Here is a 12,336-nt window from a genome sequence, read left to right on the forward strand (position 1 = left end):
GTGACAGAGTCTGGTTTATCCATTCATTGAAACGTGAACGTGGTCATAGTGGTTTTCTGTCACGCTACCACGGTCTGGCATTGGGTTCCAAGTATTAGCTGGTCCATATTTGCTATCGAATGGAGCATAGAAACGTTGTTTCCAAATAATGTAACTAATTCCACGACTAGCCATATTTTTGATTGCATATTCCGCAATCTTATCCCCTAATTCTGAGCTTTCTGGTACCATAAAGTCGATAGCCAAACCTTTTCCGTGATCTCCACTGTCTCCTGGACGGTAACCACTAAAGGATGTGATGCCAAACAAGTTAGCAATTTCTTCTTTAAAGGCAGCTGTTTGTGGTTGAAGGCCTGCATTTTCAGATTTCGCTACCGCAAGTCCAGCATAATCGGGCGCTGCTGGAGCCGCGTAAGTTGTTGAAACTGTTTTCGCCTCTTTTGGTTGATAAGTAGAAACTGCTGCTGTAGCTTCACTTGATGATGCTACTTCTTTTGCTTCTTCTGAACTTGTTGTAGTTGTTTCAGGTGCTTTTTCTTCAACTGGTGTTGCAGTTGCTTCCACTGCTGATTCAGCTTGAATGCTTGCTTGTGTTTCCTGCTTCTCAGCTGGACTCGTTGCCTGAGGAGCTGCTTCTGCAACTGCATTGCTTGTCTCGGCTGTTTGCTCCTCTGAAGCAGAAGTTCCTGTAGATGGCGCGACTTCTTCTGCAGTAGCAACTGTCTCTGCAACTTCTGAATTTGTTGCTACTTCTTTTGTACTTGTAGTTTCTACCGCTTTTGGCGCTTCTGCAATCGGTTGAGAAAGGTCTGCAACCTGAACAGTTTGATCATCTACGGTCACTTGATTGGTTGTCAAATCTGCTGTCGCAGTTGTCACCTCTTCACTAGAAGCCGCTTGAGGTGTTTGGATTTCAACTTCCGTTACTTCTTCTGCTTCATTGACGGTCGTTGTCAAAACAGTTTCTGGGAAAATCAAGTCCATATTAGTGATTTTATTCAAATTCGCAAGAACTGTGACATCTACACCCAAGGCTTCTGCAATGGTACTTAAAGTATCACCATACTGTACTGTATAACTTGTTTTGTTGTCCGTTTTAGTCAAATCATTTTGGATTTGCTCAACACTACGTGCAGTCCAAAGAACTTCTTCTGCTTGAGTTGCCAATACTGGGGCAAATGACAGAGCTACTGTTGAGGCTAATAATATTCTTTTCTTCATTCTTTCAAATTCCTTTCAAATGAGTACCTGTCTATGATAACACAAAAAATGCAGAAAAAAAGCCCTCTCGGGCCTATTTAACAGAACTGTCCATTCCTTGTAACAAACTCGGTTACTTGAAATAGTTTGTTAGGTCTCTGTCACAAAACTGACACAATCTTTTTATCGCTCAGCCTTAAAAAAACGGGAAATGTCTGCTAACGCTTGAATTCTGTGATTACCTTCATAAGTCGACTCTAAAAAGTTGATACTTTGAATCCCACTATTCTGGGCAAATTCCACATCCAGAGCCCGATCCCCTATATAATAGGTCTTCTCAGAATCCAACTGATGCTTGTCTATCAGATAGGTAGCCGCTTCTGAACTTGGCTTCCGCGCAAAGCCACTCTGACTGGTTAAAATCTCTGTAAAATAGGACTCCAAACCCAAGTCTCTGAGAATGGTAAGAGCATTGTCTCCCTTATGAGTGTAAACAAACTGCTGAATTCCTGATTCGTCTGCCCAAGCTAGCACATCACGCGCACCTGGCATCAAAACTACCTGAGCATTCTTCTCAGCCAAACTCTGGGCACGCACCTGATTTAGCACTTCCACATCCAGTTTTCCCGCTTCCGCAACTTGCTCCAGTAAATCCTGCACCGAATACTTGAGGATAAACTCTCTCACTTTCTCCTTATCATAAGGAATAGCAAACTGACCAAAAGTCTCCTCAATCCCTAATAAAATCGCTTCGTAAGAGTCCAATAAAGTCCCGTCTAAATCCCAAATAAAAGCTATTTTTTGCATTTCCTATCCTTTCAAGCTCATATAACGCTGGTAACGGTAACGTAGAAATAACCAGCGAAAACCATTATCCAAAAGGGTTCCGGCCCAAATACCAGGCAAGCCCCAACCAAGAACAATCCCCATCAGATAGGCTGTGCCAATACGGATACACCACATTCCAATACTTGTCGCATAAAAGGGAAGCCGAGCATTCCCCAAACCCTGCCAAACTGCCGTATAAATAACTGTCCCTGTCGCCATGGGAGTACCAAGTAGTGAAAACAGTGTCACTAGAACACTAGCCTCAATCGCTAGAGGATCAGTCGTATAGAGATGAGTTAGTGGTATTCCTAAGGCATAGATACTAAAGGTCAAGGGCAACATGAGAAACAGAGAAAGCCAAAAGGTTTGTTTGCTCAAACTAGCGACTCTTTTCCAATCATCCTCTCCAACCGCTCGAGCCACCAGCATGACCGTTGCCGTAGCCACTCCAAAGGCAGGCATGTAGTTAAACTGGGTCAAGACTTCTCCGACCGCATTTCCTGCCACTGCCTCCGTTCCGAAAGAAACGACCAAGGCAATGATAACGACATCACCAGCCCGCATCATAAGCCGCTCTCCAGCTGCTGGTAAAGCTAAGGTCAATAGTTCCTTATCTAAACCAAAAGTCGGTTTCTCAAAAGGCAGCTTTAATTGCGACCATAAAATCACAAGACCTACCAAACGAGACAGAATTGTCCCCCAAGCAACACCAGCTATCCCCATATCCAGAACAAAAATAGCCAGACTTGAAAAAAGAATATTCAAGGCATTGGATAAAAGACTCACATAGAGGGGCAAACGTGGATTATGCGTTGCACGAATCAAAGCTCCCAGACTAGTCATTAAACCTAAGAGAACAATCGATCCGCCCACCAAGGATAGGTAGAGTCCACCACTCTCAGCTACATCTCTCTCCGTCCCCAAAAGTCCTATTATCTCTTTCCCAGCGAAGATAGACAAAGCTCCTAAAAGGAAACTTAATAGTAAAGTAATCTTCAAGGCTTCAGTCACATGATAGGCTAGCTTAGACCGATCCTTCTGCCCCATGCTTTTTGAAATAACACTGGAAATAGCAGCTCCCAGAGCGATGAAAATCGCCTGGTAAATCGTGATAATATTGCCAGCTACTGATACACCCGAAATAGCTATCAAGCCCAAGTGGGCTACCAAGTAACTATCCACCATCCCCATGAGCATCTGCAAAAAGTTTTCGCCCATAGCTGGCAAGGCAATATTAAGAATGTCTTTATTTTTCTTAAACAATCCTTCCTCCTGATGAAAAGAAACTCAGTTGGTTTCCCAACCGAGTTTACTCCCTCTGTCTTAAATTCCTAGATAATCCTCAACCGCTGCTTGCATATCAGCAGCTGCCACTATTGTCTTATGACGAACAGGAGCTGTTTCAAGCCCATCAACTGCTGGTGGCACTGCAACGCCTGAAATGTCATGTAATTGAGCCAAGGCTTCAAAGTCAGTCAAGCCAACTTTCCCTGTTACAGCTTCTACTGCAACTACTGGGAACTTGTATGGACTAGCTGTTGAAGCAATCACTGTCTTAGTCACATCGCCAGTAGCCGCTTGGTATTTCTTATAAACTGCCGAGGCAACCGCCGTATGTGGATCCTCGATATAAGAATCTGACTCATAAACACGCTTGATTTCTACCCCTGTTTCTTCCTCAGTCGCATATTCAGCTGCAAAGAGGTCCAATATCTCTGCATCAAAGTCTGCCAATTCATATTGTCCTTGTGTATTCAAGGCATTCATAAGTTCAGCAGTCTTAACAGCATCATTACCCAAAAGATGGAAAAGCAAACGCTCCAAGTTTGAAGACACCAAGATATCCATTGATGGACTAGTTGTTACCTTAAACTCACGCTTCTTGTCGTAAACACGTGTCTTAAAGAAGTCTGTCAAGACATTATTGTCATTTGAAGCACAGATCAATTTTCCAACTGGTAGACCGATTTGTTTGGCATAAAAGGCAGCCAAGATATTTCCAAAGTTTCCTGTTGGTACTGTGAAGTTGACCTGTTCACCAGCCACGATCTCACCAGTCTTAACCAACTGAGTGTAAGCATAAACATAGTAGACAATCTGTGGCACCAGACGACCGATATTCATCGAGTTAGCTGATGAGAATTGCAACTTGTTGGCCGCTAATTTTTCACGAAGATCCACATCGTTGAACATATGCTTCACGTTGGTTTGAGCATCATCAAAGTTACCATCAATGGCGATAACATGAGTATTGTCGCCAGTCTGAGTAGTCATTTGCAACTCTTGAACCTTGCTGACACCATCCTTTGGATAAAAGACGATAATCTCAGTACCAGGTACATCCGCGAATCCTGCCATAGCAGCTTTCCCAGTATCACCAGATGTCGCTGTCAAGATGACAATCTTGTTCTCCAAACCATATTTCTTAGCAGCTGTTGTCATAAAGTATGGCAAGATAGACAAGGCCATATCCTTAAAGGCAATCGTTGAACCATGGAAAAGCTCCAAGTTATATTGTCCGTCTAATTTCACTAATGGCGCGATAGCTGGAGTATCAAACTTGCTATCGTAGGCATTGTTGATACAGTAGTCCAACTCCTCGGCTGTAAAATCATCTAAAAAGGCTGACAAAACAAGCTTAGCCACTTCCTGATAAGAAGCATCTTTCAATTTGTCAAAGTCCAAATCTACCTTTGGATAAGTAAGTGGTGTAAACAGACCACCATCCGTCGCCAAACCTTGCAAAATAGCTTTGCTGGCAGTTACTGTATTTTTCGCATCACGCGTTGATTGATAAACTAATGTCATTACTCTCTATCCTTTATCTATAGTCTCTTCCATTATATCATGATTTTTCAGAAAATTCTCCCTTTGTAAAAGAAATTATAGTCCCAATTCTTTCTTCAAAGGCTCTAAATAAATCATTTCTTGTTTATTTCTCATCTTCAGTCCTTCCTCAGCTAGCAAGAGTAAGTCTTTTGAAAAACTGATAATTGCAGTTTTTTCCTGATCTGTAAGCTTTTTCTTAGAAAATTGTCGCCTTAAAAACTTATAATTTCTCCCAAATTCTTTAAAGAAAGGTGCTGTTTCTAAGTAAGCTTCTAACTTGTCTAAATTAACCAACAATCCCAAGTGAAAGACAGCAAAAGCAAAAGTTCTATCAAGTGGCTGAGTACACACACTACGAAACTCAACCGTTCCTCGAGTCGTTAAGTCTTGATACTGATAACTACGATGGGTTTCAAAATCCTTCTCTTGGGGGTAAATAATAACCTTATCCCCATTCAGAGCAATTGCCTGCATTTCAGGCATAGCCAAATAATCCCTTGCCTGAATCGGATAAAAATAATAGGTTTGTTCATCACGTTCCGCAGTAAAAATTGCAGAATGATCTAGATAGTCAAAAAAATCATCCTCATCTTTAAAGAGTCTAGCATTGACACCAACATTCTCTGGATAGATACCATGCATAGATTCTTCCCAGAAAATATCTCTTGAGATTTTTGTATCCCAATCCGCACCTGTAAACTCAGAGTTTGCAAATAAATAAGCCTTAACTGCTTCAATTTGGGTAAAAGCATTAATCACTCGTAAGTAGTTAGACTTTGAAACATCTAACTGTACCTGACTCCCACAAATAAACGCTCCGTATTCAGGAAAATGATGCAAATCTGATTTAGTCACATTTCTACTCAAATTCAAATAGTCCATCAACATGCGATACCGTGGGAAAGCCACTGGACAATTCTCATTTTTATCCCAGTTGGGATGAATACCACAGCCAACAATAGCATGATTTGATTCACTTAATTTAATCTGAATTACATCCATATAGTTATTAAAACGATTCTCAACCTCTTGAATCGTTTCAGCCTTACCAAATGCAAACTCAATCGTTGTATAGGAAATTTCAAATAAAATAGCATCCTGACTTATCGGATCTACTAACTGGATAGGATTTCCAAAATCATCTACCTTCTCTACAATAAAATCTAAAGCAGAAACTAAATAATGAAATAGTTCCTTTATAACATCAACATCTGTAGCATCCCCTTCCAAATTTACAACTGGATATTCCAGCTCAATTCCGACATACAATTCAGCATTTTTTTTAATATTTTTCAAATACCGATGTTTTAATAAATCGATAGAACAAGACATACTCCCCTACACTTTCATAATCTAAATAAAATTTGAATAACTATTATTATACCAAAAATAATATAAAAAAGGAACGAAGATTTACAACGTTCCTTAACTCTATACTATACCGGCGGCCGGGGTCGAACCGGCACGTCCTTGCGGACACTGGATTTTGAGTCTAATATTATTAGTTTTAAATCTCAGAAATATTGATTTTATAAGCTTTTTTTCCATAATATTTTTTAAAACTTAGTATCACTTCCAAAGTTTAGATACTTTTTAGTAACTATAAAATGCTAGAAAGTATACTCCTTATTAAAAAGAGTTTTGGACTAGTTTTGTGCAATTTTATTACCCATATCCGTAATAAGAGAGGCTAAATTAATTGCCTTTAATGATTGTAGAAATTGGTTGTGAATATCATTAGACACATAACCAGCTAGCAAAATATGCTCAGCCATGTCATATTGCTTAATCAAGAGAATCTTATCATGTTTTTCATTAAATAAAATCGCACTAATTGCTGTATTAAAGACTGGAAAACGAAAACTCGCACATTGTGAACAATAAGGAATATCTCCCTCATCTTTTAAAAATTTTTTCTCCAAAGGATGCCCACATTCGGGACAACAAGTCATTGTTTTGTCAAATATAGAAACCTCTTTTTTAAAGTTCTTAAAAGTAATTTTACCAGTAAAATCGAGACCACGCAAGACATTGAAATAAATCAAGACTTTTTTTAAAATTTATCTTATGATATAATAAACTTATCAGCTATTGGTTCTGAAAAAGTGTCTGCCACAGTTTTACTACAAATTCTCATGACTTGTGCCAAGATTTATAAAAAACGGATAGCTATAATAGCTCTTAGAGCAAAAACATGACATATAGGAGGTTAAAGACATGTCATACTTTTATCTTTTTATCGCCATTGTAGGAGAGATATTGGGAACTAACCTTTTGAAATTATCAGACGGTTTTACAAAGCCTATTCCAACCGTTTCTGCCCTACTTAGCTATGGCGTTTGTTTCTATTTCTTATCACTAGCAATGCAAAAAATTCCTGTAGGAATAGCTTATGCAACATGGTCAGCTGTCGGTTTAGTTTTGATATCCTCTATCGCAGTAATGATTTTCAAAGAAACACTAAATGTTTATAGCATTATCGGTTTAATTTTGATTATCATTGGTGTTGTCATGGTTAACTTATTAGGAAATGCAGGACATTAATAAAACCGGCTCTATACTATTTGTAGTGGGTAAATCCCCTATGGATATTATGGAGCCTATTTTGTTGTAGAAAAAAAGTTCCATAAGAACTATAATGAAAAGCTAGAATTCTGTCAATATTTTGGACACATTTTGGGAGGGAATTTTGAAGACTAGCGTCCTCCTAATTTTCCCAATAAGTTTTAACTTCTTCAAAAATCTTATTCAAAAGTTCTGCATCTTTTTCTGACAACTGATTTTTTTCTATAACTCTATCTTTTAGTTCTGTTGCCTTTATTTTATTTCTTGCCACCGAAACTGCTATTGAATGTTTCAAAATATCAAACTCATCCTTTGAAAAGTTTGCAATATTGGTAAGATCTAATTGTTCTAGAGGTAAACTACTGATAATTGAATAAGGTTTTTGTCCCAGCAAATAATCTGTAGTAGTCCCAAAGATATTTGCTAATTTCACAACGAATTCTAATCCTGGTTCTAACGTTCCATTCTCCCACCGAGAATATGTCCCTTGTTGAACTCCAATTAATTCCGATATTTGTACTTGAGTTAACTTTTTTGATTTTCTGAGAGTTTTTAACCTCTCTGAAAATTTATAATCCTCTGTATACATAATTCTCCTATAGATATTCTTATTCGTATATTTTAGCTTGACAAAATATTCTAAACGGTATAAAATAGAATTATTCCATAAGGAATATTTATTTTGAGATTGAATATTCCATTGAGAATATTATAGCATAAAAGGAGGTAAAAGCGTATGTAACTAGTAGTCGATTTAAAAAATTTTAATAAAGGAGGTAGGATTCGACAAAATAAAAAATCTTGAAACAAATGTGCCGTTCGTTCCAAGATCAAAACATATTATGTAACAATTATACCACAGAAAACTCTTCAGTTGCACAAGAAAATTTCGGAGGTTTCACAAAAAGATGACCAATAAAGAGTTAGTCAATCAAATTTCTGGCCTAAACTCTACCTCTACTCTTAAAAATTGGATTCAACTGATTAAAGAGATAAGTGGCAAGGAATTTAAGAAAATTAAAGTTCCTATCAGTAGAAATCCCAGAACTCATCAATTAAGTTATACAGTTGCCTATGATTTTACAGACGAAGACCTTAGACAATTTCAAAAGTTAGCTAAACTAAAACTTGAAATAGGTCTAAAAGAGGCTATACAAGCCGTATTTGGGAGTCTAGCAGACAATGAACATGAATCCCTAAACCAAGTAATAGATGAGCTCTACGATGAACTGAGCGCCTTAAAACAGGAATTTAAGCGAGAAATGCGACTGATAAAAATTGAGAATTCCAACCTAAAAAAGAAAATCCAAGATATTGAAGAGTCGATGCAAACCGGCTTACTAGGGTTTGTTAACAAGAGGTCAAAAAATAGGTTCGGCTAATAGCGAGTTTTCGGCTGAGCCATGAGGCAGAAAGCCGAAAATGAGCGTAGATGCGGACGGACCATTTTTGACCGATAGGGTGTGTAGTAACACCACCCTCTGCAAGTTAGGTGTACCATCGAAAGAATTCAGTATTTCCAAGGGTTTCGGAGATTTTAAGGGTGGCAAAATTAAGCAAAAAGTTGAATCAAAATCTATGGCAAAAAATGAACATTTACGTTCTGTATTTGACTGGATTCAAATTCAGTTTGATAAGACTGAATTTTCGCCAAGAGAAATAATCGAAGACATTCTATTTCTTGACTATGACCTATTTATTGAGAATAAAGGGAGCCTTAAATACTATAACTATGATAGCCAGCTTCATTATGGGAATATCCGTATCTACTATGGAGCGAAAGAGTCGTCCTACATGCTTGTCATGTCAGGACAGGCACTCGAGTTCTATAGAGATATGGTATTAGATCCAAATAGTCTGTCCGAAAGACAGTTTTTGAACAACCTCTACTACAATTACAATCATTTTTCAGTAAGACGAATTGATATTGCAATAGATGATTTTAATGAAACACCCTATTTCACTCCTAATCAGCTTCTAAAGATTTGTCAGAAGAAACGCTTTATATATGGAAAAAGCACCTACTACAATACCTACGGAGATGAAACAATCGGCCAGACCTTATATTTGAGAAAACCCAATGATGACGAAAGACTTAGAATTTACGATAAACGCTTAGAACGAGCTGAGAAGCTCGGTATCAGCAAGCGGTATATAGAAAATTGGATAAGAACTGAGTTAGAACTTAGGAAAGAAAAAGCTCACTACTTCATTCAAGAATGGTTGCATTCAGAAATAGATCTTCTCAACTTTACCAAGGGATATCTCAAAGAAAAAGTGAGGTTCTATAGTGATAGCTATTTCTCAAAACCTTTGAGATCTTGGGAAAAGTTTTTAGGCCATTCAAAACCCGTCTCTATCATTATTTCAAAATCAAAAACAGAACTAGAACAAAAATTAGAATGGTTTACCTATAAAGGTTCAGGAGCTATTCTAAAAGCGTATAAATTTCTATACGACAATAACTTACTGCATGAGTATGAGAAAGCTAACTATCTCGCACTCAACAATATGGAATATCCACCAGATTTAGCAAGTGGATTAATAGAAAGAGCAATACTCTTTAAACGAGAGGATTTGATCCCTACAATCAAAGAAAATATTAAAAGGAGAAATTAACTATGGCAAAAATGCTTTCACAAAATGACTGGAATTTTAATAACATTGGAACAAAATTTGAATTGGATGAAGTCATTCCAAAATTTGAAACGGAAGTCCGAGCAGATGCAAACGGAGAAATTATCAAAAACCGAGATGGTAGCGAAAGACGTTTTAATACCGATAAAATCATTGGTTGGAAATACAATGTAACAATCAAGGATGGACAATTCAAAAAGAAATCAACCCAAGTCTCAGTAGACAATCCAGATGCCTTGGTTGATAATGACTATATCCAAGCAATGGATGAAGTACCAGTTACATTTGACAATTTACAAGCTACTATGATTAGCACGACAATGTATTACAAGGCTGATGCTATCCATTTAGTAGATGTAAAACAAAAATAAGTAAAATACAAGGGGAGTTAATCCTCCCCTTAGTTAATCTAATTAGAAAAGGAGATCACATGATTAAAACTGTAACAAAAGATGACCTTATCGAACTTGGATTTGCTCCAGGAACTGCAAGAAAGATTATCCATACCGGCAAATTACTATTAGTGAATCGTGGTTTTAACATCTACGATAACAAAAGGATTGGTACAATTCCAGCCAGTGTCGCAGAAGAACTATTAGGAATTGAACTCCAGAAAGAAGCGTAGCTTATGGCTTTACGTAAAAGTAGAGACGGAACTTGGATTGTTGATGTTTCCAATGGTATAAATCCAATATCTCTAAAACAACGTAGAATTGTAAGAAAAGGATTCAAAACTAAAAAAGAAGCATTGGAGGCCGAACAATACTTACGAAGTGTCGAACTTAAAGAAAAAAGTTTCAACTCAAAAATATCAATTGATATCCTTTATGATCTCTTAAAAGAAGAGGATAGAATAAACAACAGAAAACAAAGCTATATAGATACACAAGAAAACAACTATAACAGGCATATAAAAAACTATTTTGAAAAAGTTGATGATGTAGCTAAATTAACTTATGAAGATATCTATCAATTCAGAGAACATCTAAGAGATAAAAATACTCAAAACTCAGAAAAGAAGCTAAGTCCAAACACTATTAATAAAATTATAATTTTACTAAAGAAAATTCTGGATGTTGGATTAAGAAAGGGATTTTACAAGGAACATCCCGTAGGATTACTGAAAAAATTACCCATAGAAAAAGTAAAATTAAATTTCTGGACAGTAAAAGAATTTAAGCATTTCTTAACACTATTTAGCAACGATGAATACAATATAAAATTACTATTCACAGTTCTATTTTTTACTGGTCTAAGACTCGGAGAAGCTCTTGCTCTAACGTGGAAGGACATAGAGTTTTCTACAAATACAATCCATGTAAGTAAATCAATATACGTTAAAAAAGGTGAAGAACACATTAGTAGTACAAAGACAAAAGCTGGAACCCGAAGAATCATCATGAACACCAAACTAGTGGAGACACTAGAAGAATGGAGGCAAACACAGCATGAAAGATTAAAAGAATTTACAACCAACCTAGATGATCTACAGATATTTCAAAATAGCCCGATTACGATAACTAAGGATTCAATCGAAAAACAATATAAAAAAATATTACAAAGAGATAGTTCTTTAAAAAAAATAAGAATTCATGACTTCAGGCATTCACATGCTTCCCTACTAATAAACCAAGGAGAAGATTATCTTGTCGTAAAAGAAAGATTAGGACATGCTTCTATAACTACAACAATAGATACATACTCTCATTTGTATCCAAGCAAGCAACAAAAATTAGCGGATAAATTAGATGATTTGTTATAAAACTAGTAATTTTAAGTAACTCAGCGTTACAAATTCAACAAATAAAAGAAAAAGACAAGGTCCGAAAACCTTGTCTTTAATACTATACCGGCGGCCGGGGTCGAACCGGCACGTCCTTGCGGACACTGGATTTTGAGTCCAGCGCGTCTGCCAATTCCGCCACGCCGGCAAATAGTAACTGGGGTAGCTGGATTCGAACCAACGCATGAGGGAGTCAAAGTCCCTTGCCTTACCGCTTGGCTATACCCCAATAATATAAAATAGGCGAGTGATGGGGATCGAACCCACGCATGCCAGAGCCACAATCTGGTGTGTTAACCACTTCACCACACCCGCCATAATTCTATTAACACGGGCAGTAGGAATTGAACCCACACTGAAGGTTTTGGAGACCTTAGTTCTACCTTTAAACTATGCCCGTAAAATGGAAGGGGAGGGATTCGAACCCCCGAACCCGAAAGAGCGGATTTACAGTCCGCCGCGTTTAGCCTCTTCGCTACCCTTCCAAAATATAT

At 37.5% G+C, this 12,336-nt stretch carries 13 protein-coding genes and 5 tRNA genes; 6 read left to right on the forward strand and 12 right to left on the reverse strand.

All coding sequences use genetic code 11. From position 1 onward, the window contains the following. Positions 1-15: 15 nt before the first annotated feature. The 6 genes from ACLNCP_RS09555 to ACLNCP_RS09580 form a co-directional block, all read right to left on the reverse strand. Positions 16-1,221 (reverse strand): LysM peptidoglycan-binding domain-containing protein, encoded by a 1,206-nt coding sequence (locus ACLNCP_RS09555; protein ID WP_261266241.1) that lies wholly within the window; start codon positions 1,219-1,221, stop codon positions 16-18. A 162-nt stretch (positions 1,222-1,383) separates the two neighbouring features. Beyond that, positions 1,384-2,007, reverse strand: coding sequence for an HAD family hydrolase (locus tag ACLNCP_RS09560; RefSeq protein ID WP_424844368.1), 624 nt, complete (start codon positions 2,005-2,007; stop codon positions 1,384-1,386). A gap of 3 nt (positions 2,008-2,010) precedes the next feature. Beyond that, complete coding sequence (locus tag ACLNCP_RS09565; RefSeq protein ID WP_424844369.1) at positions 2,011-3,291, reverse strand: MATE family efflux transporter; 1,281 nt, start codon at positions 3,289-3,291, stop codon at positions 2,011-2,013. Between the two features lie 60 nt (positions 3,292-3,351). Further along, positions 3,352-4,836 carry a threonine synthase gene (gene thrC / locus ACLNCP_RS09570; RefSeq protein WP_424844370.1) on the reverse strand — a complete coding sequence of 495 codons (1,485 nt, stop codon included), beginning with the start codon at positions 4,834-4,836 and terminating at the stop codon, positions 3,352-3,354. Between the two features lie 75 nt (positions 4,837-4,911). After that, entirely contained in the window at positions 4,912-6,189 is a 1,278-nt protein-coding gene (locus ACLNCP_RS09575) for a gamma-glutamylcysteine synthetase (protein ID WP_424844371.1), read from the reverse strand. Positions 6,190-6,503: 314 nt separating this feature from the next. Continuing rightward, positions 6,504-6,902 carry a hypothetical protein gene (locus tag ACLNCP_RS09580; protein WP_009732039.1) on the reverse strand — a complete coding sequence of 133 codons (399 nt, stop codon included), beginning with the start codon at positions 6,900-6,902 and terminating at the stop codon, positions 6,504-6,506. 172 nt (positions 6,903-7,074) lie between these two features. Between ACLNCP_RS09580 and ACLNCP_RS09585 the strand changes: the two genes are divergently transcribed. Then, on the forward strand, positions 7,075-7,401 hold the full coding sequence (locus tag ACLNCP_RS09585; RefSeq protein WP_000120162.1) for a DMT family transporter: 327 nt from the start codon (positions 7,075-7,077) through the stop codon (positions 7,399-7,401). Positions 7,402-7,564: 163 nt separating this feature from the next. On the opposite strand, the gene ACLNCP_RS09590 is transcribed toward ACLNCP_RS09585, so the two are convergent. Next, positions 7,565-8,011: a helix-turn-helix transcriptional regulator gene (locus tag ACLNCP_RS09590; protein WP_000287814.1), complete on the reverse strand. Its 447-nt coding sequence runs from the start codon at positions 8,009-8,011 to the stop codon at positions 7,565-7,567. 319 nt (positions 8,012-8,330) lie between these two features. Between ACLNCP_RS09590 and ACLNCP_RS09595 the strand changes: the two genes are divergently transcribed. From ACLNCP_RS09595 to ACLNCP_RS09615, 5 genes are read left to right on the forward strand one after another with little or no spacing between them, the layout of a single operon-like run. Continuing rightward, positions 8,331-8,804, forward strand: coding sequence for a hypothetical protein (locus ACLNCP_RS09595; protein ID WP_000182279.1), 474 nt, complete (start codon positions 8,331-8,333; stop codon positions 8,802-8,804). Between the two features lie 40 nt (positions 8,805-8,844). Then, positions 8,845-10,041 carry a replication initiation factor domain-containing protein gene (locus tag ACLNCP_RS09600; protein WP_045616578.1) on the forward strand — a complete coding sequence of 399 codons (1,197 nt, stop codon included), beginning with the start codon at positions 8,845-8,847 and terminating at the stop codon, positions 10,039-10,041. A gap of 2 nt (positions 10,042-10,043) precedes the next feature. Then, positions 10,044-10,430: a hypothetical protein gene (locus tag ACLNCP_RS09605; RefSeq protein ID WP_001096843.1), complete on the forward strand. Its 387-nt coding sequence runs from the start codon at positions 10,044-10,046 to the stop codon at positions 10,428-10,430. 59 nt (positions 10,431-10,489) lie between these two features. Then, the gene (locus ACLNCP_RS09610) at positions 10,490-10,684 is read left to right on the forward strand and encodes a DUF3173 domain-containing protein (RefSeq protein ID WP_000598356.1); all 195 of its coding nucleotides are present in this window, start codon (positions 10,490-10,492) and stop codon (positions 10,682-10,684) included. Positions 10,685-10,687: 3 nt separating this feature from the next. Then, positions 10,688-11,821 (forward strand): tyrosine-type recombinase/integrase, encoded by a 1,134-nt coding sequence (locus tag ACLNCP_RS09615; protein WP_009732034.1) that lies wholly within the window; start codon positions 10,688-10,690, stop codon positions 11,819-11,821. 85 nt (positions 11,822-11,906) lie between these two features. Here the strand turns inward: ACLNCP_RS09615 and ACLNCP_RS09620 are convergent. The 5 genes from ACLNCP_RS09620 to ACLNCP_RS09640 form a co-directional block, all read right to left on the reverse strand. After that, positions 11,907-11,990 (reverse strand) — tRNA-Leu (locus tag ACLNCP_RS09620). Positions 11,991-11,999: 9 nt separating this feature from the next. Then, positions 12,000-12,071 (reverse strand) — tRNA-Gln (locus tag ACLNCP_RS09625). Between the two features lie 13 nt (positions 12,072-12,084). Further along, positions 12,085-12,157, reverse strand: a tRNA-His gene (locus ACLNCP_RS09630). 14 nt (positions 12,158-12,171) lie between these two features. Continuing rightward, positions 12,172-12,242, reverse strand: a tRNA-Trp gene (locus ACLNCP_RS09635). A gap of 4 nt (positions 12,243-12,246) precedes the next feature. Next, positions 12,247-12,327, reverse strand: a tRNA-Tyr gene (locus tag ACLNCP_RS09640). Positions 12,328-12,336: the final 9 nt, after the last annotated feature.

The organism is Streptococcus sp. CL6.35, assembly GCF_049737915.1.
In the GTDB taxonomy this organism is placed as follows: Bacteria; Bacillota; Bacilli; order Lactobacillales; family Streptococcaceae; genus Streptococcus.